We start from the raw sequence: 23,551 nt of genomic DNA, 5'->3' as shown, positions 1-23,551 counted from the left end.
GGGCCCGTGGCCCTTTCCTTCTCGGTCGCGGGGAGGAGGACGACTCGTCCGCGCGGCCCCCTTCCCTTCTCCGGTCGGTGGCCAGGATGCTTGGCCCCATGAACGCGCTGCCCTATATCGACGCGGAGGCCCTCGGCCGCCTGGTTCCGGTGAGGCGGGCCGTACAGCTGCTGGAGCAGGCGCTGCGCGACGGCCTGGATCCCGAGGACACCCCGCAGCGGCCGGTCGTGGACCTGCCGGGCGGCCAGATGTTGCTGATGCCCGCCGCCACCCGTGCCTACGCCGGGGTCAAGGCGGTCACGATCGCGCCCGACGGGCCCGCGCGTGACCTGCCCCGCATCCAGGGCGCCTACCTGTTGTTCGACGGCGGCACCCTGAGCCCGCTCGCGGTCATGGACGGCATCGCCCTGACCAGCCTGCGCACCCCGGCCGTCTCCGCGCTGGCCGCCACCCACCTGGCCGCCGCCGACGCCCGCACGCTGGTGGTCTTCGGCTCCGGCCCGCAGGCTTGGGGTCACGTCCTGGCGCTGCGCGCCGTACGCCCGCTGGAGCGCGTCACCGTCGTCGCCCGGCACAGGGAGCGGGCCGAGGCCCTGGCCGCCCGCTGCCGGTCACTCGGCCTGACCGCGCGGGCCCTCCGCGGCGACGATCCCGGCACGCGCGCGGACGTCGACGCCGCCGTGGCCGAGGCCGGCCTCATCGCCTGCTGCACCACCGCCCGCGAGCCGCTGTTCGCCGGTAAGCTCGCCCGCGACGGCGCCGCCATCCTCGCCGTCGGCTCCCACGAACCCGACGCCCGCGAGGTGGACGACGACCTCGTCGCCCGCTCGTGCGTGGTCGTCGAGTCCCGGGCGAGCGCGCTGGTCGAGGCCGGAGATGTGATCGTCCCGATCCGCCACGGTACGATCACGACTGGTCACCTCGCCGGAAACCTCGCCGAGCTGATCAACGGCCGCATCACCGCAGGCCCAGGACCCAGACTGTTCAAGAGCACAGGGATGGCCTGGCAGGACCTCGTGGTGGCCGCGGCCGCATACGAGGCGTGGACGTAGGGAAAGGGATGCGCGCGATGGCTGCGGAGGACCGGCTCGACCTGCCGATGGTGGGGGAGCGGCAGAGCCTGCGCGAGCAGGTCGCGCACGCGCTCCGGGCGGCGCTGATCACCGGCGAGATGCGGCCGGGCGTGGTGTACTCCGCGCCGGTGCTGGCCGCCCAGTTCGGGGTGTCGGCGACCCCCGTCCGCGAGGCCATGCTCGACCTGGCCAAGGAGGGCCTGGTCGAGGCGGTCCGCAACAAGGGCTTCCGGGTCACGGAGCTGTCCGAGCGCGACCTCGACGAGCTCACCGAGATTCGCCAGCTGATCGAGGTGCCCACGGTGACCCGGCTCGCGGACGCCTCGCGGGCCGCGGAGTTCGAGAGCCTGCGGCCGATCGCGGAGGAGATCGTCTCCGCGGCGGAACGCGGCGACCTGCTGGCCTACGTGGACGCCGACCTGCGCTTCCACGTGGAGCTGCTCAAGCTGTCGGGCAACGCACATCTGGTGGAAGTCGTGCGCGACCTGCGCAACCGGGCCCGCCTGTACGGCCTGCAGCAGCTCTTCGAGCGCGGCAAGCTCCCCGACTCGGGACGCGAGCACCTGGCTCTGCTCAGCGCCTTGGCCGCGGGCGACTCCGCCGCGGCCGAGAGCATCATGAGCGCCCACATCCAGCACGTGCGCGGCATCTGGGCCGACCGCCCCGAATAGGCCGTCAGGGCTGGCGCGCCCGCACCAGCCAGAGGTCCATCGCCGGGGTGCGCAGCCGCTGCGGCAGCGGGGGTAGCCACCCGCACGCCCCCGCGGCGATCTCCCGGTGCAGGGCGGCCGACGCGCTCCACCCGTGCCGCGCCAGCAGCCCCGCCGGATCGCGCAGCGCCCCCACGAACGGCACTCCCCGCAGCGCCATCTCCCGCAGGAACGGCTGCATCACCGGGTCCCGCAGGAACAGCTCGTGCGGCACGTCGAACGTCAGCCACGACCCCGGCGCCGCCAGCGCGCTGACCGAGTCCAGCACCGCGTGGGTCTGGGCCGGGGTCAGATAGTAGAAGAGCCCGTCGGCGATCCAGCAGGCCGGCTCGGAGACGGAGAACCCGGCCTCGACCAGCGCCGGGGCCCAGTGGAGCCGGAGGTCGGCCTCGACCACCCGCACGTCGCAGCGCGCTCCGAACCCGGCCGCGGCCAGCAGTTCCGCCTTGCCGTCCAGCTGGCCGGGCAGGTCCACCTCGTAGTAGACGAGCGAGGGCTCGACGGGCAGCCGGTAGGCGCGGGCGTCGGTGCCGGATCCGAGGCAGACGGCCTGCCGTACCCCGGGGGAGAGCAGCGTGAGGTCGCCCAGCCGCCCGCGCAGCGGCACCACCGCGGACGGCAGCGCGTCGGCGCGCACGCTGTCGACGCCCGCCTCGGAGGCGGGGGTGACGAAGACGGCCGCGCACGGATCGTCCAGGTACGCATCGGGCTGGGCGTGTTCGCGGGCACGCAGCACGGCCATCCAGTCGCTGGTGAGCTTGACCGGCTCGGACCCCATCGCCCACAACCCCTCGCATCCGAAGAATGACTCAGGGTAATAGTGCCTGGTGGTGGGGGTGGAAACCAGCCTGGGTCAGAGCTTCTTGCGCGCCCGGGTGGCGCCCAGGCTGGCCGCGACCACGCAGATGACCGCCGCCCACTCACGGAGGTGCAGGATCTCGCCCAGCACCACCAGCCCGATCATGGCCGCCACGGCGGGCTCCAGGCTCATCAGGATCCCGAACACGTGTTTGGGCATCCGGCGCAGCGCCTGCAGCTCCAGCGAGTAGGGGATCACCGACGACAGCAGCCCGACCCCCAGTCCGATCAGCAGCACCTCGGGCTGCAGCAGGTCCGCCCCGCCGGCCGTGACGCCGACGGGCGCGACCACCACCGCCGAGACCGCCATGGCCAGCGACAGCCCGGTGGCGCCGGAGAAGCGCTGCCCGGCCGCCGCCGACAGCAGGATGTACGCCGCCCAGCAGGCCCCGGCCACCAGCGCGAAGCCGATGCCGGCCCAGCTGACCGAGGACGACTGCCCCCAGGGAGCGAGCAGGACCACGCCGCCCCCGGCCAGCAGCACCCACAACAGGTCCAGCCGCCGCCGCGAGGCGGCCACCGCGACCCCCAGCGGCCCCAGGAACTCGATCGCCACCGCGATCCCCATGGGCAACCGGGCCAGAGCCTCGTAGAACGTCAGATTCATGACCGCCAACGTGGCGCCGAAGCCGACCACGACCGCCCAGTCGCGCCTGGTCATGCCCCGCAGCCGCGGCCGCGCCACAGCGGTGATGATCAGCGCCCCGGCCGCGATGCGCAGGAAGACCATGGCGCTCGGCGGCAGGATGTGGAACAGGTCCTTGGCGAACCCGGCGCCCAGCTGGACGGAGACGATGGCCAGCAGCACGAGCCCGGACGGCGGGATCGAGTCGGCGGCGGTGCGCAGCAGGCCGCCCGGTCCCGGCACGCCGGACTTGGAACGGTCGAATGGTTCATCAAGGGCAAAGGCGGTCAAGGGGACTCCTCAGGTCGTCGTCAGAGGGTACTCACGACGACCGACACAAACCGAGTCCGGGGGTGTCACTCCCAGCGGAACGTGCGCGAGGCCAGCCCCAGCGTGAGCACCGCCCAGACCGCCAGCACGGCCAGCGCGCCGAGCGGCAGCGCGGCCCCGTCGCGCAGCACCGCGCGCAGGCCGCCGGTCAGCGCCGAGATCGGCAGCAGCTCAAGCGCCGAGCGCAGCCCCTCAGGGAACTTCGACAGGGGGAAGACCACCCCGCCCGCGCCCAGGAGCACCAGGTAGACGAGATTGGCCGCGGCCAGCGTCGCCTCCGCGCGCAGGACCCCCGCCATGAGCAGGCCCAGCCCGCTGAAGGCCGCGGTGCCGAGCAGCACCAGCAGGGCCGCCCCCAGGAACGAGCCCTGCGGCCGCCACCCGAGCGCCAGCGCGACGGCCACGATGACCACCACCTGCAGGGCCTCCACCGCGAGTACGGCCAGCGTCTTGGCCAGCATGAGCCCGGCCCGCGACAGCGGCGTGGCCCCGAGGCGCTTCAGCACGCCGTAGCGGCGCTCGAACCCGGTCGCGATCGCCTGCCCGGTGAACGCCGTGGACATCACGGCCAGCGCCAGCACGCCGGGGGCCAGGAAGCCGACCCGGCTGCCGCCCCCGATGTCGATCAGCGGCGCCAGCGAGAAGCCCGCGAGCAGGAGCACCGGGATGATCAGCGTGAGCAGCAGTTGCTCGCCGTTGCGCAGGATGGCCCGCACCTCGGCTCCCGCCTGCGCCAGCACCATCCTGGGCAGCGGCGCCGCGCCGGGCGCCGGAGTGAGGTCAAGGGTGGTCATCGCAGTTCGCGTCCCGTCAGTTCGAGGAAGACGTCCTCCAGCGTGCGGCGCTCGATGCGCAGGTCGTCGGCCGTGACGCCCTCGGCGGCGCACCAGGCGGTGACCGTGGCCAGCAGCTCGGGCCCGACCTGGCCCTCGAGGATGTAGTGGCCGGCGGGGGACTCCTTGGCGGCGCTGCCGGCCGGCAGCGCGTTGAGCAGTTCCTCCAGCGCCAGGCCGGGACGGGCGCGGAAGCGCAGCTGCCGCTCGGCGCCGGTCAGCTGGGCGGGGCTGCCCTCGGCCACGACCTGGCCGCGGTCGATGATGACGACGTGGTCGGACAGGCGCTCGGCCTCGTCCATGTGGTGGGTGGTGAGCACCACGGAGACCCCGGCCGCGCGCAGGTCGCCGACCAGGTCCCAGCAGCCGTGCCTGGCCTGCGGGTCGAGCCCGGCGGTCGGCTCGTCGAGGAAGACCAGCTCGGGGCGGCCGACGACCGCCGCGGCCAGGGACAGGCGCTGCTGCTGGCCGCCGGAGAGCCTGCGGTAGGGGGTGCGGGCGTGCTCGGCCAGCCCCAGGCGTACCAGAAGGGCCCGCGGATCGAGGGGGCGGGCGTAGAAGCGCGAGACCAGCCTCAGCCACTCGCCGCAGCGCATCGCGGGCGGGACGCCGCCCGCCTGGAGCATGACGCCCACCCGGGGACGCAGCGCGTGGGTGCGCGGATCGGCGCCGAGCACGCGGACGGTGCCGGCGTCGGCGCGCCTGAAGCCCTCGCAGATCTCGATCGTGGAGGTCTTGCCCGCACCGTTGGGGCCGAGGATCGCGGTGACCGCGCCGCGCGCCGCCGAGAGCGTGAGGCCGTCGATCGCCGTGGTGGCGCCGTAGCGCTTGACCAGATCGATGATCTCGACGGCTGGGGAATCCATGGCAAGAGTCTAGGGACTGCCCGCGGTGGTCCGGGCTTCGACCTGGCAGCGCGTAAAGGCTTGCGGACGAACCCGTCAAGTCGCCTGACGGGTGAGACGGGACGTGATTGGGTGATTGTGGTCCATCTCACAGAAGGAGGGGGAAGTGTCAGTACGCAGTGCTTATGATCCAGGCGTTCCCTGCTGGGTGGATCTGTCGACCACCGATGTGGCGGCGGCGGTCGGCTTCTACGGCGAGCTGCTCGGGTGGCGGGCCGAGATGGCCGAGGACCCGGCCGCGGGCGGTTACGGGCAGTTCTACGTCGGCGACAAGGTCGTGGCCGGCGTCGGCCCGCTCCAGAATCCGGGCATGCCGCCGGTCTGGAACATGTACGTCTCCACCGACGACGCGGCGGCGGTCGCCGACCGGGTCAAGAACGCGGGCGGCACGGTCTTCGCCGAGCCGTTCGCGGTGTTCGAAGAGGGCACGATGGCGGTCTTCCAGGGTCCCGACGGCGGCTTCTTCTGTGTCTGGCAGCCCGGCAACCACCATGGCGCGGCGCTGGTCAACGAGCCGGGCGCGTACTGCTGGAACGAGCTCGTCAGCCGCGACGTCGAGGCGGCCACCCGCTTCTACGCCGAGGTGTTCGGCTGGCGGCCCCACGCGCAGCAGATGGGCGAGATCGCCTATACCGAGTGGTACAACGGCGAGAACAGCATCGCGGGCATGATGCCCATGGGCGAGGAGTACCCGCCGCAGGTCCCGTCCCACTGGGGGACCTACTTCGCCGTGGCCGACCTCGACGCCACGATCGCCAAGGCCCGCGAGAAGGGGGCCACGGTCCTCGTGGACAGGATGGACGCGCCGCCCGGCGCGTTCGGCGTGCTCATCGACCCGCAGGGAGCGGCGTTCAACGTCATCCAACTTCGTGAAAATTCCTGAAATGGGGAATTAGGGCGACCTAATCCCCGTTCCACCCTCGGCCCTCGTGGGCCATCGGTCTACGAGGGAGAGGAGACCACGCATGTCCGTGGCAGAGGCCACGCCGTCGGTCGAGGTCAGGAAAGAACGCCGCGGACTGCTCCTGGTGATCCTGGGCGCGCTGAGCGCCATCGGACCGCTGTCCATCGACATGTACCTGCCCGCGCTGCCGGCCATCTCCGGCGAGATGATGTCGGCCCCGGCGCAGGTCCAGCTCACCCTCACCGCCTGTCTCATCGGCGTCTCCGTCGGCCAGGTGCTGGCCGGGCCGCTGAGCGACGTACGCGGGCGCCGCGGGCCGCTGCTCGTGGGCGTCGGCGGGTTCGCGCTGGCCTCGCTGCTGTGCGCCTTCGCCCCGAACGTGCCGGCGCTGATCGCGCTGCGCCTGCTGCAGGGTGTGCTCGGCGGCGCCGCGCTGGTGATCGTCCGCGCCGTGGTGCGCGACCTGTACGACGGCGCGGCCATCGCCCGCATCTTCGCCACCCTCATGCTCGTCAGCGGCCTCGCGCCGATCCTGGCCCCGATCGCCGGAGCGCAACTGCTGGCGTTCACCTCCTGGCGCGGCGTCTTCGTCGCGCTGAGCCTGCTCGGCCTGGCGCTGCTGCTCGCGGTCATCCCCGGCGTCAAGGAGACGCTTCCCGCCGGCCAGCGGGAGAGCGGCGGGCTCCGGCACACCGCGACGACGTTCTGGCGCCTGCTGCGCGACCGCGCCTTCATGGCCAGCGCGCTGACCGCGGGCCTGGCCTTCGCCGCCATGTTCGCCTACATCTCCGGCTCGCCGTTCGTCCTGCAGGGCGTCTACCAGGCCACGCCGCAGCAGTACTCGCTCATCTTCGGGCTCAACGCCCTCGGCCTGACCGTCATGGCGCAGGTCGGCGGGCGCCTGGCCGGACGCGTCCGGCCCGCGCTCCTGGTCCGCGTCGGCCTGGTCGTCACGCTGGCGGGAGGCGTGCTGCTCGTCGCCGCCGCCACCGCGGGGCTGGGTCTCGGCGGTATCGTGGCGGGCCTGTTCGTCATCATGTGCGGGCAGGGCCTCGTGCTGCCGGGCACCGGCGCGCTCGCCCTCGCCAGCCAGCCTCCCCAGGTCGCCGGCAGCGCCTCGGCGCTGCTCGGGGTCCTGCAGTTCGCCCTCGGCGCGGTCGCCGCGCCGCTGGTGGGACTCGCCGGATCCGGTACGGCGGTGCCGATGGCGAGCGTCATGCTCGGCCTCATCCTGGCCTCGGGAGTGGCGTTCACCCTGCTCCGGCGTGGAGTTAGGTAAGGCTACCCTGCGTGAGAAATTGCATTCTCCGCATCTCCGGAACCGTTTGTGAACGGGGAAGGAATTACGGCACACTGATGTTGTGAAAAACGTGACCTCCTCGATCGAGCCAGGAAGCGAGCGCAGCACACGCGCCCGCGTGGCCCGGCTGATCCTGGAGCACGGTCCCGTCACGGCCGCCGCGCTCGGCGAGCGGCTCGGGCTCACGCCCGCAGCCGTACGACGCCATCTCGACGCGCTGCTGACCGACGGGATGATAGAGCCTCGCACCGTGCGGCCGCGCGGGCAGCGCGGCAGAGGGCGGCCGGCCAAGCTGTTCGCCATCACCGACGCGGGGCGCAGTGCTTTCGAGCACGCCTATGACGACCTGGCCGGGAGCGCGCTGCGCTTCCTGGCCGAGCGCATGGGTGAGGAAGCCGTGACCGAGTTCGCCCGCTCGCAGGTCAAGAGCCTGCTGCAGCGGCTTGAGCCGGTCATGGCGACAGTGCCGGAGGACCAGCGGGTGCACGTGCTGGCCCAGGCGCTGTCGGCAGAGGGTTACGCCGCCTCGGCCAGCAAGGCCAAGTCCGGCGGCGACCAGCTCTGCCAGCACCACTGCCCGGTGGCGCACGCGGCGGCGGAGTTCCCGCAGCTGTGTGAGGCCGAGACGGAGGCGTTCGCGCAGCTGCTCGGCACCCCGGTGCAACGCCTGGCCACCATCGCACACGGCGACGGGGTCTGCACCACGCATGTGAGCCCCGTTCGGATACAGGGAGCGCATCCGCCCAACCGGCGTGGAGGCCCGTCAGGGACTTCGCGGACGGAGCCAGGAGCGGTGAGCGACCCATTGGACACTGAGAGCAAGGAGACCGGAAGGTGACTGTCACCGACCGCCCGGAGCTGGAAGGCCTCGGGAATTACAAGTTCGGCTGGGCCGACTCGGACGCGGCGGGCGCGGCCGCCAAGCGCGGCCTGTCCGAGGAGGTCGTCCGCAACATCTCCGCGCTCAAGAACGAGCCGGAGTGGATGCTCGACCTGCGTCTGAAGGGCCTGCGGCTGTTCGGCAAGAAGCCGCTGCCCACCTGGGGCTCCGACCTCACCGGCATCGACTTCGACAACATCAAGTACTTCGTGCGCTCCACCGAGAAGCAGGCCGCTTCCTGGGAAGAGCTGCCCGAGGACATCAAGAACACCTATGACAGGCTCGGCATCCCCGAGGCCGAGAAGCAGCGCCTCATCGCCGGCGTCGCCGCCCAGTACGAGTCCGAGGTCGTCTACCACAAGATCCGTGAGGACCTTGAGGAAAAGGGCGTCATCTTCGTCGACACCGACACGGGCCTGAAGGAGCACGAGGAACTTTTCAAGGAGTACTTCGGCTCGGTCATCCCGGTCGGCGACAACAAGTTCGCCGCGCTCAACACCGCGACCTGGTCCGGCGGCTCCTTCATCTACGTGCCGCCGAACGTCAACGTCGAGATCCCGCTGCAGGCCTACTTCCGGATCAACACCGAGAACATGGGCCAGTTCGAGCGCACCCTGATCATCGTCGACGAGAACTCCTACGTTCACTACGTCGAGGGCTGTACCGCGCCGATCTACTCCAGCGACTCGCTGCACTCCGCGGTCGTCGAGATCATCGTGAAGAAGGGCGCCCGCTGCCGTTACACGACCATCCAGAACTGGTCGAACAACGTCTACAACCTGGTCACCAAGCGCGCCGTCGCCTACGAGGGCGCCACCATGGAGTGGATCGACGGCAACATCGGCTCCAAGGTCACGATGAAGTACCCGGCCGTCTACCTGATGGGCGAGCACGCCAAGGGCGAGACCCTGTCGGTCGCGTTCGCGGGCGAGGGCCAGCACCAGGACGCCGGATCCAAGATGGTCCACCTGGCGCCCCACACCTCCTCCAGCGTCATCTCCAAGTCGGTGGCGCGCGGCGGCGGCCGTACCTCCTACCGCGGTCTGGTGCAGATCGAGGAGGGCGCCCACGGCAGCGCGAGCACGGTCAAGTGCGACGCGCTCCTGGTCGACCAGATCAGCCGCTCCGACACCTACCCCTACGTCGACGTCCGCGAGGACGACGTCTCGATGGGGCACGAGGCCACGGTCTCCAAGGTCAGCGAGGACCAGCTGTTCTACCTCATGAGCCGCGGGCTCGGTGAGGACGAGGCGATGGCGATGATCGTGCGCGGCTTCGTCGAGCCGATCGCCCGCGAGCTCCCCATGGAGTACGCCCTCGAACTGAACCGCCTGATCGAGCTGCAGATGGAAGGAGCCGTCGGCTGATGGGCCTGAACGAGAAGCCCCTGTCGACCCTGCACGAGAAGTCCTCCTACAACCTGGACGACTTCGAGGTGCCCACGGGCCGCGAGGAGCAGTGGCGCTTCACGCCGCTGTCCCGTCTCAAGGGCCTGCACAACGGCAGCGCCGCGGCCTCCGGCCACGTGATCGTGGACGTCGACGCGGCCCCCGAGGTCACCGTGGAGACGGTCGGCCGTGACGACGCCCGGGTCGGCAAGGCGTACGTGCCCGCCGACCGGGTCAGCGCGCAGGCCTACAACTCCTTCGAGAAGGCCACGGTCATCACCGTGCCGCGCGAGGCCGTCGTCTCCAAGGAGACGGTCGTCACGCTCACCGGCTCCGGCGACGGCGCCACCTACGGTCACATCGTGATCAAGGTGGAGCCGATGGCCGAGGCCGTGGTCGTGCTCGACCACAAGGGCAGCGCGGTCTACGCCGACAACGTCGAGTTCGTGGTCGGCGACGGCGCCACGCTGAAGGTCGTCAGCCTGCAGGACTGGGCCGCCGACGCCGTGCACGTCTCCCACCACCACGCCCAGCTCGCCAAGGACGCGACCTTCCGCAGCTTCGTGGTGACGCTCGGCGGCGACCTGGTACGCCTGTCGCCCAGCGTCTCCTACACCGGCCCCGGCGGCGACGCCGACCTGTCGGGCGTGTACTTCGTCGACGCCAAGCAGCACCTGGAGCACCGCCTCCTGGTCGACCACTCCGAGCCCAACTGCAAGAGCAACGTGGACTACCGCGGCGCCCTGCAGGGCGAGGAGGCGCACGCCGTCTGGATCGGCGACGTGATCATCCGCGTGGCGGCCGAGGGCACCGACACCTACGAGCTCAACCGCAACCTCATCCTCACCGACGGCGCCCGCGCCGACTCGGTGCCGAACCTGGAGATCCTCACCGGCGAGGTCGCCGGGGCGGGCCACGCCTCCACCTCGGGCCGCCTGGACGACGAGCATCTGTTCTACCTCCAGGCCCGCGGCATCCCCTTCGACGAGGCCCGCCGCCTGGTCATCAGGGGCTTCCTCGGCCAGCTGATCGAGAAGATCGAGGTCGAGGCGATCCGCGAGCGCGTGATGAGCGCGGTGGAAGCGGAGCTCGCGCGGTGAGCCACTCATGAGCTACGAGAAGGTCTGCAGGGTGAGTGACATTCCCGACTCGGGGGTCATCGCCGTCGAGGTGGGCGAGACGCCGGTCGCGCTCGTGCGCAAGGGCGCGGAGGTCTTCGCGCTGCACGACATCTGCTCGCACGCCGAGGTCAAGCTCAGCGAGGGCGAGGTCTACGACGACACCCTCGAATGCTGGCTGCACGGATCGTGCTTCGACATCCGCAGCGGCAAGCCGACCGGCCCGCCGGCCACCAAGCCCGTGAACGTCTACACAGTGAAGATCGATGGCGATGACGTGCTCGTCTCGCTCTCGAAGGAGTCATAAATGAGCACTCTCGAAATCCGCGAGCTGAAGGTCGCCGTCGAGGACAAGGAAATCCTGCGCGGCGTCAACCTCACCGTGAAGTCGGGCGAGACCCACGCCATCATGGGCCCCAACGGCTCGGGCAAGTCGACGCTGGCCTACGCCATCGCCGGCCACCCGAAGTACACCATCACCGGCGGCCAGGTGCTGCTCGACGGTGTCGACCTGCTGGAGCTGACGGTCGACGAGCGGGCCCGCGCCGGTCTGTTCCTGGCCATGCAGTACCCGGTCGAGGTCCCCGGCGTCTCGGTCTCCAACTTCCTGCGCTCGGCCGTCACCGCCATCCGCGGCGAGGCGCCGAAGCTGCGTGAGTTCGCCAAGGACCTCAAGGGCGGCATGGACGCGCTGGCCATCGACGCGGCCTTCGCCCAGCGCAACCTCAACGAGGGCTTCTCCGGCGGCGAGAAGAAGCGCCACGAGATCCTCCAGCTCGAACTCCTCAAGCCGAAGATCGCGGTGCTCGACGAGACCGACTCCGGCCTCGACGTCGACGCCCTGCGCGTGGTGTCGGAGGGCATCAACCGCTTCCGCGCCTCCGGCGAGACGGGCGTTCTGCTGATCACGCACTACACCCGCATCCTGCGGTACGTGAAGCCCGACTTCGTGCACGTCTTCGCCAACGGCAAGATCGTTGAAGAGGGCGGCCCCGAGCTGGCCGACAAGCTGGAGGCCGAGGGCTACGAGGCCTACACGAAGGCTGCCGTCTAATGTCGGCGGCCTTCGACGTGGAGAGGATCAGGAAGGACTTCCCGGTCCTCTCCCGCGAGCTGCCCGGCGGCCGGTCGCTGGTCTATCTCGACTCGGGCAACTCCTCGCAGAAGCCGGCGCAGGTCGTCGAGACCATGCGCGAGCACCTGGCGATGCACTACAGCAACGTCGGCCGTGCCATGCACGTGCTCGGCGCGGAGTCCACCCAGGCCTACGAGGACGCCCGTGACAAGGTCGCGGCCTTCGTCGGCGCGCCCTCGCGCGACGAGGTGGTCTTCACCAAGAACGCCTCCGAGGCGCTCAACCTGGTCGCCTACAGCTTCGGCAACAAGACGAACGAGGACCCGCGCTTCACGATGGGCCCCGGCGACGAGATCGTCATCTCGGAGATGGAGCACCACTCCAACATCGTGCCGTGGCAGATGCTGGCCCAGCGCACCGGCGCCACGCTGAAGTGGTTCGGCGTCACCGACGAGGGCCGGCTGGACCTGTCGGGCGAGGTCATCACCGAGCGCACGAAGATCGTCTCGATCGCGCACCAGTCGAACGTGCTCGGCACCGTCAACCCCGTCGCGCCCGTGCTCAGGCGGGCCCGCGAGGTCGGCGCGCTGGTCATGCTCGACGCCTCCCAGTCGGTCCCGCACCACCCGGTGGACGTGGCCGCGCTGGGCGTCGACTTCGTCGCCTTCACCGGCCACAAGATGCTCGGCCCGTCCGGCATCGGCGTGCTCTGGGCCCGCGGCGAACTGCTGGAGGCCATGCCCCCGTTCCTGGGCGGCGGCGAGATGATCGAGGCGGTCTGGATGGACCACTCGACCTACGCGCCCTACCCGCACAAGTTCGAGGCCGGCACGCCGCCGATCGTCGAGGCCATCGGTCTCGGCGCCGCCGTCGACTACCTCACGGCCGCCGGGATGGAGGCGATCGAGGCGCACGAGCGCGCCATGACCGCCCACGCTCTCGACGCGCTGGCCGAGGTCCCGTCGCTGCGGCTCATCGGACCCTCCACGCTGGAGGAGCGCGGCGGGACCGTCGCGTTCACGCTTGAGGGGATTCACCCGCACGACGTGGGGCAGATCCTCGACGACGAGTTCGGCATCGCGGTACGCGTCGGGCACCACTGCGCCCGCCCGCTTCACCTGCGCTTCGGAATACCCGCGACCACGCGGGCGTCGTTCTACCTGTACAACACCACGGGCGAGATCGACGCCCTGGTGCGCGGCCTCCATCACGTCCAGAAGGTGTTCGCATAGTCATGATCGGCGAGTCGATGTACCAGGAGCTGATCCTGGAGCACTACAAGCACCCGCAGGGGCGGGGGCTGCGCGAGCCGTACGATGCCGAGGTTCACCACGTGAACCCGACGTGCGGCGACGAGATCACGCTCCGGGTGAAGCTCGGCGACGGCGGCAAGATCGAGGACGTGTCCTACGACGGCCAGGGCTGCTCCATCAGCCAGGCCGCCGCGTCGGTGCTGCACGAGCTGACCACCGGCTCGACCGTCACCGAGACGTTGTCCGTGGTCGATGAGTTCACCCGCCTCATGCAGGGCAGGGGACAGGTGGAGGCCGACGAGGACGTGCTGGGCGACGCCGTCGCCTTCGCCGGGGTCGCCAAGTTCCCGGCACGGGTGAAGTGCGCGCTGCTGTCGTGGATGGCCTACAAAGACGCTGTGGTGAGGAGTGCCTCGTGAGTAAGCCAACGCAGACCCCGACGCAGGGGTATGACGGTGAGGCCACCGTCGAGGAGGTCATGGAGGCCCTGAAGGACGTCGTGGACCCCGAGCTCGGGATCAACGTCGTCGACCTCGGCCTCATCTACGGCCTCCACCTCGATCCGGCCGAGGGCGCCGCGCCCGTGGCCACCATCGACATGACCCTGACCAGTGCCGCCTGCCCGCTGACCGACGTCATCGAGGACCAGGCGCACTCGGCGCTCGACGGCATGGTCTCCGACGTGAAGATCAACTGGGTCTGGCTCCCGCCGTGGGGCCCGGACAAGATCACCGACGAGGGGCGCGAGCAGCTCCGTATGCTAGGCTTCAACGTCTGATCCCCAAGGGTCTGAACTTTTCTTGAGCTGCACGGCTGACGCAGCCCGCGTCAGCCGCTTCAGCGTGCCAGGGCGGGAATAGATCGATCTCCTCCCGTGTTGGCCACCACGTGCACCTGACGCATCATCTCGCGTCTTCAGCCGCCTGCGCCGGCACCGGGTGCGCGTAGACGACCGCCTCCATCAAGGCGGGCACGTCCCCACCCCGAGGTGTTTTCTCTGCACAGGTACGGCGCTGCCGTACGCCCCGGCTCGTCCTTTCGCAGAAGTGACGCGCCACTTCGACCGAAAGGCACGATTTTCCGTGACCATGCTTGACGTTGTCCTGCCCGAAACCTCCCCGGAGTCGGGTCCGTCCGAGTTCGAGCTGCTGGGCCTGCCCGCGCCGATCGTGAACGGCCTCGCCCGTCAGGGCATCAACGCCCCGTTCCCCATCCAGAGCGCCACCATCCCGGACGTGCTGGCGGGTCACGACGTGCTCGGCCGCGGCCAGACCGGCTCCGGCAAGACCCTGGCGTTCGGCCTGCCGACGATGGTTCGCATCGCCGGTGACCGGCCCAAGCCGAAGCACCCGCGCGCCATGATCCTCGTTCCCACCCGTGAGCTCGCCCTCCAGGTGCACGACGCCCTCGAGCCCCTCGGCCGCGGCCTCGGCCTGCGCATGAAGGTCGTCGTCGGCGGCATGTCCATGGGCAAGCAGGTCGAGGCGCTGCGCCGCGGCATCGACCTCGTCATCGCCACCCCCGGCCGCCTCGGCGACCTCATCCGCCAGGGTGAGTGTTCGCTGTCGGAGGTCGAGATCAGCGTCCTGGACGAGGCCGACCACATGTGCGACCTCGGTTTCTTCCCCGTCGTGACGGACCTGCTCGCGCAGACCGCCCCCGACGGCCAGCGCCTGCTGTTCTCGGCCACGCTCGACGGCGACGTCGACAAGCTGGTGCGGAAGTTCCTGAAGGACCCGATCACCCACTCCGTGGCCCCGGCGACCTCCCCGGTCGACACCATGGAGCACCACGTGCTGCAGGTGACCCGCGACGAGAAGTTCGACGTGACCGCCGAGATCGCCAACCGCGAGGGCCGCACGATCATCTTCGTGCGCACCCAGCACGGCGTGGACCGGCTGTGCAAGCAGCTGGCCCGGGTCGGCGTGCGCTCCGGCGGCCTGCACGGCGGCAAGCGCCAGAACCAGCGCACCCGGATCCTGGCGGAGTTCCGTGAGGGCTCCGTCAACGTCCTGGTCTGCACCGACGTGGCCGCCCGCGGCATCCACGTCGACAACATCAGCCTGGTGCTGCACGTGGACCCGCCGCAGGACCACAAGTCCTACCTCCACCGCGGTGGCCGTACGGCCCGCGCGGGGGAGAAGGGCACCGTCGTCACCCTGGTGCTGCCCAACGAGCGGCGCTCGACCGACCAGCTGACCCGGCGCGCGGGCATCCACCCGTTCCGCCTCAAGGCCGCTCCCGGTAACTCCCGGGTGGCCGAGGTCACCGGCGCCCGCGTCCCCAGCGGCGAGCCGATCCCGGTCTGGGAGCCGGACGTCCGCAAGCCGCTGCGTCCTCGCCGTGAGGGCGGTCACGGCGGCGAGCGTCGCGGCCGTCGTGGCGAGCGTTCCTACGGACGTCGTCCCGAGGGCGGTGACCGCCCCAGCGGCGGCCGTCGTCACGAGGACGGCGAGCGTTACCCGAAGCGTCACTTCGACGGCGGCCCCCGCACGGTCGGCGAGAACCGCCCCGAGCGCGACGACCGCGGTCAGAGCGGCGGTGGCTACCGCTCGGGCGAGCGTTCCGGCGACCGCGGCCCCCGTGGGGGCGGCTTCCGCTCCGACGACCGCGGCCGTGGTGGCTACCGTTCCGACAACCGTCAGGGCTTCCGCTCCGACGACCGCGGACAGGGTGGCGGGTTCCGCTCGGACGACCGTCAGGGCCCTCGTTCCGACGACCGTGGCGGCTTCCGCTCCGGCGAGGACCGCGGTCCCCGTGGTGGCGGATTCCGCTCCGACGACCGTCAGGGCCCTCGCTCCGACGACCGTGGCGGCTTCCGCTCTGACGACCGTGGCGCTCGTGGCGGCTCCTTCCGCTCCGACGACCGGGGCTCGCGTCCCTTCCGCGCCGACGACCGCGGCCCGCGCGGTGGCGCGTTCCGCGCCGACGACCGTGGCGAGCGCCGTCCGTTCTCGGCCGACCGCGGCGAGCGTCCCCGTGACGGTTACCGCTCCGGCAACAACACCGGCAACTCCGGCCGCCGCTACGGCCGCTGACCCCGGCCGCCGGGCCTGACGCCCGGCGCGCCTCCTGAGATCCCGGCCGATCAGCGTGATCGGCCGGGATTTTCGCATTCCGGTACGGCCCGCCCGCGGTCACCCCGGAAGCCGTGACTGGCTGTGCCCGCCGTTCCCCCGGAGGAGGCACGGCGGGCCGCAGCACCCCGTGTGTCCGTGCGCCCTGAGGCGCACTCCCCCGACACAGCGGCGAGCGTAGCGCCCAGCGCTTTCGATTCGTTATCGACGGACCGAAACCCGGGCGTCTCGGGTCGCGGACGCCGCACGTACGAGGCCGCCGCGAACGTTAGGCTGGACCCGCATGTCAGCCGACCGACGAGAGAGATCATGAAGACCTTCGAAGAGCTGTTCGCCGAGCTGTCAGACAAGGCACGCCTGCGCCCCGAGGGATCGGGCACCGTGGCGGCGCTCGACGCCGGCGTCCATGCCATCGGCAAGAAGGTCGTGGAGGAGGCGGCGGAGAGCTGGATGGCCGCCGAGCACGAGTCGAAGGACCGCGCCGCAGAAGAGATCTCTCAGCTGCTGTACCACGTGCAGGTGCTGATGATCGCCCGGGGTATCGGGCTGGACGAGGTTTACAAGCACCTGTAGGGGGTTGACCACTGATGTTGCGGCTTGCCGTACCGAACAAGGGCGCGCTCAGCGAAGCGGCCCAGACCATGCTCAAGGAGGCCGGCTACCGGCCCCGCCGTGACAGCAAGGAACTGGTGGTCGTCGACACCGACAGTTCCTGCGAACTGTTCTTCCTGCGCCCGCGCGACATCGCCGTCTACGTCGGTGAGGGCACGCTCGACGCCGGCATCACCGGGCGCGACATGCTCATCGACTCCGGCGCGCAGGTCGAGGAGGTGATGCCGCTAGGGTTCGGCGGCTCCACCTTCCGCCTGGCGGCGAGCAGCGGGCAGATGAGCTCCGTGCAGGACCTCAAGGGGCTGCGCGTGGCCACCGCGTATCCGGGACTGCTGGAGAAGTACCTGGCCGAGTGCGACGTCGACGCCCGCGTGATCAAGCTCGACGGCGCCGTCGAGACCGCCATCCGGCTCGGCGTGGCCGACGCGGTCGCCGACGTGGTCGAGACCGGCACCACCCTGCGCAACGTGGGGCTCGAGGTGTTCGGCGAGCCGATCATGCGCTCGGAGGGCGTGCTGATCAGGGGCCGCGAGGGCGCGGGCACCCCCGGGCTCGAACAGGTCGTGCGCCGCCTGCAGGGCGTCATCCACGCGCGCGACTACGTGATGATGGACTACGACATCCGCGCCGAGCGGATCGAGGAGGCCATCGCGCTGACCCCCGGCATGGAGGGCCCGACGGTCTCCCCGCTCCACCGCGAGGGCTGGGTGGCGGTACGCGCCATGGTCCGGCGCAAGGGACACCAGCACGTGATGGACGAGCTGTGGGACATCGGCGCCAGGGCCATCCTGGTCACCGACATCTACGCCTGCAGGCTGTAGCCCCGGGACCTCCCGGCGATCACCGTGTCGCCGGGAGGTCCGCTCCTGCTAGCGCAGGGCCGCGACCGCCTTGACGGCCCGGTCGACCTCCTCGGGCGTGTTCATGATCGTGGTCCCGAGCCGCAGCAGCGACTCGCGGTACGGGGTGCTGCTGGCCACGATCCGGTGCTGTTCGCGCAGCCTGCCCACCGCCTCGTACGGATTGGCGATCCCGTCCACCTCCATGCACACCAGTCCCGCCGACAGTTCGGGCGCGACCGGAGTGGCCAGCTTGACGTGGGCGACCCCGGCCAGTCCGCTCTTGAGGCGGGTGGCCAGTTCCTGGATGCGGGCCTGGACCCGGTCCTTGCCGATCGCCTCCTGGAAGGCGAAGGCGGCGCCGGCCGCCCAGCGGTGCTCGAACGCCTTGTAGCCGCCGGGAGTGAAGTACTCGGCGGTGACCGGCTGCTGTGAGGACCCCTCGAAGAAGTAGTCGAAACTGGCCTGGCCGAAACTCGGGATCAGCGGCACGACCGCCTCCCACGCCCGTCCCCACACGATGCCGGTGCCGCGCGGCCCGCACAGCCACTTGTGGGTGCCGCTGGCCAGGAAGTCACAGCCGAGGTCCTCCGCGCCGTCGGCCATGGCGCCGAAGCCGTGCACGCCGTCCACGCACAGCAGCGCCCGGTCCTTGTCCTCGCGGCCCTTGTTGGCCTCGGCGACGACGGCGGCCATCTCCTTGACCGGCAGCCGCACGCCGGTGCTGGAGTGCACCCAGGTGACGGCGACGATCCTGGTCCTCGGGCCGATCGCCTTGCGCAGCCGGCCGGCGATCTCGTCCACGGAGGCCTTGGCGGGTTCGTCGTACAGGCGCACCCGGCGTACGGCGGCGCCGGTGCGCTCGGTGCGCAGCCTCAGCGCCTCGTGCGTGGCCAGGAAGTCGTGCTCGGTGGTCAGCACGTCCTGGCCGGGCAGGAGCCCGATTCCGCCGTACAGGAGGGCCAGGCCCATCGTGGTGCTGTCGGTGAGCACGATCTGGGCCGGTGCGCCGCCCACGTAGCGTGCCGCGGCCTCGCGTACGGCCTGGTCGGGGTTGCCCCCGGCGGGAAGGTACTCGGGGTCGGCGTCCAGCCCCCTGCGGTGCTCCTCGATCGCGCGGCGGACCTCGGCGGGGTGGCGGGCCAGCACGAACGCGGCGAAGTCGGCACGATCCTTGGGCAGGTCGAACTGGGCGCGCACCGACGCCCAGTCGTCGGCCTTGAGCGGTGGCGCCGGGCTGCCGCCGGTCGGGGCGGCGGCCGGGGGAGCGGAGGTGCACGCGCCCACCCCGGCCAGGAGTCCGGCACTGAGCAGGGCCCGTCTGTTCAGCTGCTGGTTCACGCCTCCTGCTTACCCGCACGCGAGGCCGCGAGACAGGGCCGATCCATCACGGTTTCACGACATGTCAGGTCTTGGAGACATGCCGGATCAAGTCGGAGACGCGGACGATGCCCAGGCAGCGGTTCAGTTCGTCGGTCACCACCAGGTCGTCGTACACGCGCATCGAGTCGCGCCCCGCCGCCTGCATGGCCGCCACCGCAGGGGTGGTGCGCGGCACCGTCCTGGGCGGGTCGGCCAGCCGGTGGGCGGGCTTCTTGCCGTGCAGCGCGTGCCCGTAGCGCGCCGCGAACGACAGCAGGAACCGGCTGCGGTCCAGGCTCCCCTTGGGCCGCTGGTACTCGTCGACCAGGATCACGCTGGAGATCGACGGCTCGTGCCCGAACGCCGCGACCACGTCCTCGGCGTTGGCCTGGGCGGGCAGCGTCACCGCCGGCAGCAGCAGCTCCTGCACCCTCGGCCCCAGCATGAACGCCTCGGGAGTCTCCTCGGGCGCGGGCAGCGGCACCCGCACCCGCCCGTCGGGTCCCGGGGCGAGCAGCGGCCCGTAGGCCAGCCGTACGCCGCAGCTGCGGGCCGCGCCCAGCTCCGCCTCGTCCTCGACGCCGGGCGCCAGCACATGCGCGCCCAGCCCGCGGGCCAGCGTCGCGGTCGCGCGCGCCACCGCGACGCTGCGGTGGTCGCGCGGCATCCGCGCGACCAGCTCCGTCTCCAGAAGCAGCAGGTACGGCGAGGCCTGCGACACCAGATCCAGCGGCACGCCGCCCGACCCGCTGAAGGCCAGCAGGTAACCGTGGGCACGCAGCCCGTCGAGGCCGACCTTGAACACGTCCTTCTCGGTCTCCCCACACGTACCCCGGAGGGTGAGCACCACCTCCCGCGGGTGCCGGCCGGCCCGGCGGAGCGCTTCGTGGAGCGGGGCCAGCGCGCCGGCGCCGTTCAGGACCACCTGGACGGGCAGGTCGAGCAGCAGCGGCAGCGGTCCCTGAGGGATGCTGTCTGTGGCGTGCGTCGCGATGACCGCCCCCGTGTCAAGATCTACAACAGGGGCTGTGAACTGGGAAGACACGCCAAAATGATCCGCCCGGCAACCGGTGCGGCATAAGTGCCGGGAAACGAAGTTCACCGACATTTCAGGCAGTGTTCCTTACCACCGAACCCCCGCATTGGCCACCCCCAGCTCCCTTCCGCTCCCGCGACCCACCCCACCTGCACCCCAGGCCCCACCGCCCCCGGCAGCCCCCTGTGAGACCCCCACGCCCCAGCCCCCAGCCGCCCTGACCAGAACCCCGCCCAAGCCCCAACGGTCCCTGACCAGAACCCCCAACACAGCTCCATCCCCCAGCCACCGCATGTCACCTGCCACCCGGACCAGTCCGATGCGCCTGCCGAGAGGCGGGACGTGCCGGACAACACGTGCCGCACGAGAGAGCCACGCTCGGGGGAATCGCCGTGGGGAGGCGCTGACCGTGCTGGCGCAGAGGCCGTTGGTGGGCGCCCGAGGGCAAAAGCAAGCGGGCACGACACCGGGGCAGGGCGGTAGGTTGCCCAGGGAGATGGGTGACGAAGGGTCGTTGCGGTGGGGACGACGTCCGACGTGAGAAGCGACCCCCACGATCGGCGCCGGCGCACGGCGGCGGGTGGCGGGGTGGGCGGCGACAGCCGTAACGGATGGGCGCCCTTAAGGGAGAACAGGAGAGGGCGGGATGGGGCCGGCGCGGGGTGGGGGGAGATGGGTGTCGGTCGCGCCTGGGCGGCTGAACAGGTGGATCGACGGGTTCGCCGACCGGCATGGGGCGTTCGAGGCCGGTGGGGATGACCTGGTCGTGCGGCTGCGGGCCGGGGACGGGGCGCTGGCGGAGATGCACGTGCCGTTTCCGCCGATGATCCAAGGGCCGCCTTATGTGTCGAGGTTCGTGGCGCATGCTCAGCGGGAGCGGCGCGTGGGCGTGGTGCTGGTGCGGCTCGGCGGGTATGCGGCGGGGGTGTTTCAGGGGAGCGAACTGGTCGCGTCCAAGGTGGGGTCGCGGCTGGTGCAGGGGCGTACGGCGGCCGGCGGCTGGTCGCAGCAGCGGTTCGCCAGGCGGCGCGCGCTCCAGGCGAACCAGGCGTTCGAGGCCGCCGCCGAGACGGCGCTGCGCGTGCTGACGCCGCACCTGGACGGGCTGGAGGCCGTGGTGTTCGGGGGCGACAGGAAGGCCGCCGACGCGCTCAGGGCCGATCGGCGGCTGGCGCCGCTGGTGGCGCTGGAGGCGGAGCCGTTCCTGGTGGTGCCCGATCCCAGGCTGGCGGTGCTGAAGGAGGCTCCGGAGCAGTTCCGCGCGGTGCGCATCCGGGTCGTGGACCCAGAGCCCGGGGGCCGCGGGGGACCGTAGACTGGCCGCATGCACACTCCCGGTTAACCGGCGCAAGCATGCCCACGTCTCCGACGTCCTTTCCTAGCCCGGGAGCGTCCTTTCAACCATGATCCTTGCTACTGACATCGAGCTGCGCGCCGGTGCGCGTCTGCTGATCGAGAAGGCCAACTTCCGCGTCAATCCAGGCGACAAAATAGGACTTGTCGGCCGGAACGGGGCGGGCAAGACCACGTTGACCAAGGTGCTGGCGGGTGAGGGCCTGCCCGCCGCGGGCACGGTCACGACCACGGGCGCGGTCGGCTACCTGCCGCAGGACCCGCGTACCGGCGACCTGCAGGTGCTGGCGCGCGACCGCATCCTGTCGGCGCGCGGCCTGGACGAGGTGCTGCGCAAGCTGCACCAGGCGGAGCTGGCGATGTCCTCCGCCGACGACAAGACCCGCGAGAAGGCCGTGCGCAGGTACGGCAGGCTCGAGGACCAGATGCACGTCCTGGGCGGCTACGCGGCGGAGGCGGAGGCGGCCTCGATCGCCTCCAGCCTGGGGCTCCCGGACAGGGTCCTGAAGCAGCCGCTCGAAACGCTCTCGGGCGGCCAGCGCAGACGCGTGGAATTGGCACGCATTCTTTTCAGCGGAGCGGAAACTCTCCTTCTCGACGAGCCGACAAACCACCTTGATGCAGACTCAATCGGGTGGCTTCGTGATTTTTTGCGATCACATCACGGCGGGTTGGTGATCATCAGTCACGACGTCGGTCTTCTTGAAGCGACGGTCAACAAGGTCCTCCACCTCGACGCCAACCGCTGCGTGATCGACCACTACAACGTCGGCTGGAAGGCCTATCTGGACCAGCGCGAGACCGACGAGAAGCGCCGCAAGCGCGAGCGGGCCAACGCCGAGAAGCAGGCGGGCGCGCTGCTGGCGCAGGCCGACAAGATGCGCGCCAAGGCCACCAAGGCCAAGGCGGCCCAGGACATGATGCGCCGCGCCAACCGCCTGCTGGCCGGCACCGAGGAGGAGCGTCAGAGCGACAAGGTCGCCAAGCTGCGCTTTCCCGACCCCTCCCCGTGCGGCAAGACGCCGCTGCAGGCCGTGGACCTGTCGAAGTCCTACGGCTCGCTGGAGGTCTTCACCGACGTCGACGTGGCCATCGACCGAGGTCACCGGGTCGTCATCCTCGGGCTCAACGGCGCGGGCAAGACCACGCTGCTGCGGATCCTCGGCGGCGTCGAGGATCCCGACACCGGCGAGATCCGCCCGGGTCACGGCCTCAAGATCGGCTACTACGCTCAGGAGCACGAGACCCTGGAGGCCGATCGCACCCTCTTGGAGAACATGCGCTCCGCCGGCGGGGAGTTCACCGACACCGAGCTGAGAAAGGTCCTCGGATCTTTCCTGTTCACCGGCGACGACGTTGACAAGCCGGCGGGGGTGCTGTCAGGAGGTGAGAAAACTCGGCTGGCCCTTGCGCTGCTGGTGTTGTCGAGCGCCAACGTCCTCCTCCTGGACGAGCCCACTAACAACCTCGACCCCGTCTCCAGGGAGCAAGTCCTCACCGCTTTGCGGTCGTATTCAGGAGCAATCGTCCTGGTTACCCATGACGAGGGTGCCGTTGATGCTCTTTCACCGGATAGGGTGATCTTGCTACCAGACGGAACTGAAGACGCGTGGAGCGAGGAATTTTCCGATCTTGTGGCACTCGCCTGATCTGAATTTGAGTGGGTACGGATCTTTTCCCGTGGAGTAGGTAGCCGATCCCGCTGAAATGACTGATCATGGCGGTGTAACGCTGCGGAAGTCTGGCACTACAGGAGGTACTCGTGGCCGAGACTCTGAAGAAAGGCACCCGGGTGACCGGGGCCGACCGCGACAAGCTGGCCGGTGATCTCAAGAAGCGCTACGCCGCGGGTGAGAGCATCCGCGCCCTGGCCGCTTCGACCGGTCGCTCCTACGGGTTCATCCACCGCATCCTCAGCGAGTCCGGAGTGACTCTGCGCGGGCGCGGCGGGGCGACCCGAGGCAAGTCCAAGCGCTAAGGCCGCCTCGGAACGTCGCGACCGCAGCCGCTTCGTCTCCAG

Annotated in this window: 24 protein-coding genes; 18 read left to right on the top strand and 6 right to left on the bottom strand. The window is 70.6% G+C overall.

What is annotated here, in order from left to right; translation table 11 throughout:
- Window positions 1-98: 98 nt before the first annotated feature.
- Together ACIBI5_RS23940 and ACIBI5_RS23935 are read left to right on the top strand one after the other, a co-directional pair.
- Window positions 99-1,052 (top strand): ornithine cyclodeaminase family protein, encoded by a 954-nt coding sequence (locus ACIBI5_RS23940; protein ID WP_397250174.1) that lies wholly within the window; start codon window positions 99-101, stop codon window positions 1,050-1,052.
- Between the two features lie 17 nt (window positions 1,053-1,069).
- Entirely contained in the window at window positions 1,070-1,744 is a 675-nt protein-coding gene (locus tag ACIBI5_RS23935; protein WP_397250172.1) for a GntR family transcriptional regulator, read from the top strand.
- 4 nt (window positions 1,745-1,748) lie between these two features.
- Here the strand turns inward: ACIBI5_RS23935 and ACIBI5_RS23930 are convergent, their stop codons facing one another.
- The 4 genes from ACIBI5_RS23930 to ACIBI5_RS23915 all read right to left on the bottom strand — a co-directional run bounded on the left by ACIBI5_RS23930 (window position 1,749) and on the right by ACIBI5_RS23915 (window position 5,295).
- Window positions 1,749-2,561, bottom strand: coding sequence for a class I SAM-dependent methyltransferase (locus ACIBI5_RS23930; protein ID WP_397250170.1), 813 nt, complete (start codon window positions 2,559-2,561; stop codon window positions 1,749-1,751).
- A 75-nt stretch (window positions 2,562-2,636) separates the two neighbouring features.
- A complete protein-coding gene (locus ACIBI5_RS23925) occupies window positions 2,637-3,557 on the bottom strand; it encodes an EamA family transporter (RefSeq protein ID WP_397250168.1) in 921 nt (306 codons plus the stop codon).
- Between the two features lie 65 nt (window positions 3,558-3,622).
- Complete coding sequence (locus ACIBI5_RS23920; protein WP_397250166.1) at window positions 3,623-4,390, bottom strand: ABC transporter permease; 768 nt, start codon at window positions 4,388-4,390, stop codon at window positions 3,623-3,625.
- Entirely contained in the window at window positions 4,387-5,295 is a 909-nt protein-coding gene (locus tag ACIBI5_RS23915) for an ABC transporter ATP-binding protein (protein WP_397250164.1), read from the bottom strand. Before ACIBI5_RS23915 ends, ACIBI5_RS23920 begins: the two co-directional genes overlap by 4 nt.
- 145 nt (window positions 5,296-5,440) lie before the next feature.
- Here ACIBI5_RS23915 and ACIBI5_RS23910 point away from each other — a divergent pair, with 145 nt between their 5' ends.
- The 13 genes from ACIBI5_RS23910 (at window position 5,441) to hisG (ending at window position 17,762) form a co-directional block, all read left to right on the top strand.
- Window positions 5,441-6,217, top strand: a complete 777-nt coding sequence (locus ACIBI5_RS23910) for a VOC family protein (RefSeq protein WP_397250162.1) — start codon at window positions 5,441-5,443, stop codon at window positions 6,215-6,217.
- An 82-nt stretch (window positions 6,218-6,299) separates the two neighbouring features.
- Window positions 6,300-7,517 carry a multidrug effflux MFS transporter gene (locus tag ACIBI5_RS23905; RefSeq protein WP_397250160.1) on the top strand — a complete coding sequence of 406 codons (1,218 nt, stop codon included), beginning with the start codon at window positions 6,300-6,302 and terminating at the stop codon, window positions 7,515-7,517.
- 82 nt (window positions 7,518-7,599) lie between these two features.
- Window positions 7,600-8,376: a helix-turn-helix transcriptional regulator gene (locus ACIBI5_RS23900; RefSeq protein WP_397250158.1), complete on the top strand. Its 777-nt coding sequence runs from the start codon at window positions 7,600-7,602 to the stop codon at window positions 8,374-8,376.
- The gene (gene sufB / locus ACIBI5_RS23895) at window positions 8,373-9,785 is read left to right on the top strand and encodes a Fe-S cluster assembly protein SufB (RefSeq protein WP_379617693.1); all 1,413 of its coding nucleotides are present in this window, start codon (window positions 8,373-8,375) and stop codon (window positions 9,783-9,785) included. The genes ACIBI5_RS23900 and sufB overlap by 4 nt, the downstream gene beginning before the upstream one ends.
- Entirely contained in the window at window positions 9,785-10,906 is a 1,122-nt protein-coding gene (sufD, locus tag ACIBI5_RS23890) for a Fe-S cluster assembly protein SufD (protein WP_397250156.1), read from the top strand. Before sufB ends, sufD begins: the two co-directional genes overlap by 1 nt.
- A 7-nt stretch (window positions 10,907-10,913) precedes the next feature.
- A complete protein-coding gene (locus ACIBI5_RS23885; RefSeq protein WP_184974174.1) occupies window positions 10,914-11,231 on the top strand; it encodes a non-heme iron oxygenase ferredoxin subunit in 318 nt (105 codons plus the stop codon).
- Complete coding sequence (gene sufC / locus ACIBI5_RS23880) at window positions 11,232-11,978, top strand: Fe-S cluster assembly ATPase SufC (protein WP_397250154.1); 747 nt, start codon at window positions 11,232-11,234, stop codon at window positions 11,976-11,978.
- Window positions 11,978-13,231: a cysteine desulfurase gene (locus tag ACIBI5_RS23875; protein WP_397250152.1), complete on the top strand. Its 1,254-nt coding sequence runs from the start codon at window positions 11,978-11,980 to the stop codon at window positions 13,229-13,231. The genes sufC and ACIBI5_RS23875 overlap by 1 nt, the downstream gene beginning before the upstream one ends.
- 2 nt (window positions 13,232-13,233) lie before the next feature.
- Entirely contained in the window at window positions 13,234-13,671 is a 438-nt protein-coding gene (gene sufU / locus ACIBI5_RS23870; protein WP_379617703.1) for a Fe-S cluster assembly sulfur transfer protein SufU, read from the top strand.
- Window positions 13,668-14,030 (top strand): metal-sulfur cluster assembly factor, encoded by a 363-nt coding sequence (locus ACIBI5_RS23865; protein WP_397108657.1) that lies wholly within the window; start codon window positions 13,668-13,670, stop codon window positions 14,028-14,030. The genes sufU and ACIBI5_RS23865 overlap by 4 nt, the downstream gene beginning before the upstream one ends.
- A 310-nt stretch (window positions 14,031-14,340) precedes the next feature.
- Complete coding sequence (locus ACIBI5_RS23860; protein WP_397250150.1) at window positions 14,341-16,290, top strand: DEAD/DEAH box helicase; 1,950 nt, start codon at window positions 14,341-14,343, stop codon at window positions 16,288-16,290.
- A gap of 348 nt (window positions 16,291-16,638) precedes the next feature.
- On the top strand, window positions 16,639-16,902 hold the full coding sequence (locus ACIBI5_RS23855; protein ID WP_184974198.1) for a phosphoribosyl-ATP diphosphatase: 264 nt from the start codon (window positions 16,639-16,641) through the stop codon (window positions 16,900-16,902).
- A gap of 14 nt (window positions 16,903-16,916) precedes the next feature.
- The gene (gene hisG / locus ACIBI5_RS23850) at window positions 16,917-17,762 is read left to right on the top strand and encodes an ATP phosphoribosyltransferase (RefSeq protein ID WP_379639194.1); all 846 of its coding nucleotides are present in this window, start codon (window positions 16,917-16,919) and stop codon (window positions 17,760-17,762) included.
- A 48-nt stretch (window positions 17,763-17,810) separates the two neighbouring features.
- On the opposite strand, the gene ACIBI5_RS23845 is transcribed toward hisG, so the two are convergent.
- Both ACIBI5_RS23845 and ACIBI5_RS23840 read right to left on the bottom strand, forming a co-directional pair.
- On the bottom strand, window positions 17,811-19,121 hold the full coding sequence (locus ACIBI5_RS23845; protein WP_397250148.1) for an aminotransferase class V-fold PLP-dependent enzyme: 1,311 nt from the start codon (window positions 19,119-19,121) through the stop codon (window positions 17,811-17,813).
- A 64-nt stretch (window positions 19,122-19,185) separates the two neighbouring features.
- Complete coding sequence (locus tag ACIBI5_RS23840) at window positions 19,186-20,187, bottom strand: EAL domain-containing protein (RefSeq protein WP_397250146.1); 1,002 nt, start codon at window positions 20,185-20,187, stop codon at window positions 19,186-19,188.
- A gap of 667 nt (window positions 20,188-20,854) precedes the next feature.
- On the opposite strand from ACIBI5_RS23840, the gene ACIBI5_RS23835 reads away from it, so the two are divergent.
- The 3 genes from ACIBI5_RS23835 to ACIBI5_RS23825 all read left to right on the top strand — a co-directional run bounded on the left by ACIBI5_RS23835 (window position 20,855) and on the right by ACIBI5_RS23825 (window position 23,509).
- A complete protein-coding gene (locus tag ACIBI5_RS23835; protein WP_397250144.1) occupies window positions 20,855-21,493 on the top strand; it encodes an acVLRF1 family peptidyl-tRNA hydrolase in 639 nt (212 codons plus the stop codon).
- A gap of 88 nt (window positions 21,494-21,581) precedes the next feature.
- Window positions 21,582-23,180 (top strand): ABC-F family ATP-binding cassette domain-containing protein, encoded by a 1,599-nt coding sequence (locus tag ACIBI5_RS23830; RefSeq protein WP_397250142.1) that lies wholly within the window; start codon window positions 21,582-21,584, stop codon window positions 23,178-23,180.
- A gap of 113 nt (window positions 23,181-23,293) precedes the next feature.
- Window positions 23,294-23,509, top strand: coding sequence for a helix-turn-helix domain-containing protein (locus tag ACIBI5_RS23825; protein WP_157247547.1), 216 nt, complete (start codon window positions 23,294-23,296; stop codon window positions 23,507-23,509).
- Window positions 23,510-23,551 lie beyond the last annotated feature (42 nt).

This window comes from Nonomuraea sp. NPDC050540, assembly GCF_044457485.1.
GTDB lineage: Bacteria > Actinomycetota > Actinomycetes > Streptosporangiales > Streptosporangiaceae > Nonomuraea.
The sequence above is the reverse complement of the archived record's forward strand: the minus strand, read 5'-3'. Positions and strand labels throughout refer to the sequence as shown.

Coding starts and splice junctions, on each gene's coding strand:
- ACIBI5_RS23940 (WP_397250174.1), top strand. CDS start 99: ATGAACGCGCTGCCCTATATCGACGCGGAGGCCCTCGGCCGCCTGGTT.
- ACIBI5_RS23935 (WP_397250172.1), top strand. CDS start 1,070: ATGGCTGCGGAGGACCGGCTCGACCTGCCGATGGTGGGGGAGCGGCAG.
- ACIBI5_RS23930 (WP_397250170.1), bottom strand. CDS start 2,561: ATGGGGTCCGAGCCGGTCAAGCTCACCAGCGACTGGATGGCCGTGCTG.
- ACIBI5_RS23920 (WP_397250166.1), bottom strand. CDS start 4,390: ATGACCACCCTTGACCTCACTCCGGCGCCCGGCGCGGCGCCGCTGCCC.
- ACIBI5_RS23915 (WP_397250164.1), bottom strand. CDS start 5,295: ATGGATTCCCCAGCCGTCGAGATCATCGATCTGGTCAAGCGCTACGGC.
- ACIBI5_RS23905 (WP_397250160.1), top strand. CDS start 6,300: ATGTCCGTGGCAGAGGCCACGCCGTCGGTCGAGGTCAGGAAAGAACGC.
- sufD (WP_397250156.1), top strand. CDS start 9,785: ATGGGCCTGAACGAGAAGCCCCTGTCGACCCTGCACGAGAAGTCCTCC.
- ACIBI5_RS23885 (WP_184974174.1), top strand. CDS start 10,914: ATGAGCTACGAGAAGGTCTGCAGGGTGAGTGACATTCCCGACTCGGGG.
- sufC (WP_397250154.1), top strand. CDS start 11,232: ATGAGCACTCTCGAAATCCGCGAGCTGAAGGTCGCCGTCGAGGACAAG.
- ACIBI5_RS23875 (WP_397250152.1), top strand. CDS start 11,978: ATGTCGGCGGCCTTCGACGTGGAGAGGATCAGGAAGGACTTCCCGGTC.
- sufU (WP_379617703.1), top strand. CDS start 13,234: ATGATCGGCGAGTCGATGTACCAGGAGCTGATCCTGGAGCACTACAAG.
- ACIBI5_RS23860 (WP_397250150.1), top strand. CDS start 14,341: ATGCTTGACGTTGTCCTGCCCGAAACCTCCCCGGAGTCGGGTCCGTCC.
- ACIBI5_RS23855 (WP_184974198.1), top strand. CDS start 16,639: ATGAAGACCTTCGAAGAGCTGTTCGCCGAGCTGTCAGACAAGGCACGC.
- hisG (WP_379639194.1), top strand. CDS start 16,917: ATGTTGCGGCTTGCCGTACCGAACAAGGGCGCGCTCAGCGAAGCGGCC.
- ACIBI5_RS23830 (WP_397250142.1), top strand. CDS start 21,582: ATGATCCTTGCTACTGACATCGAGCTGCGCGCCGGTGCGCGTCTGCTG.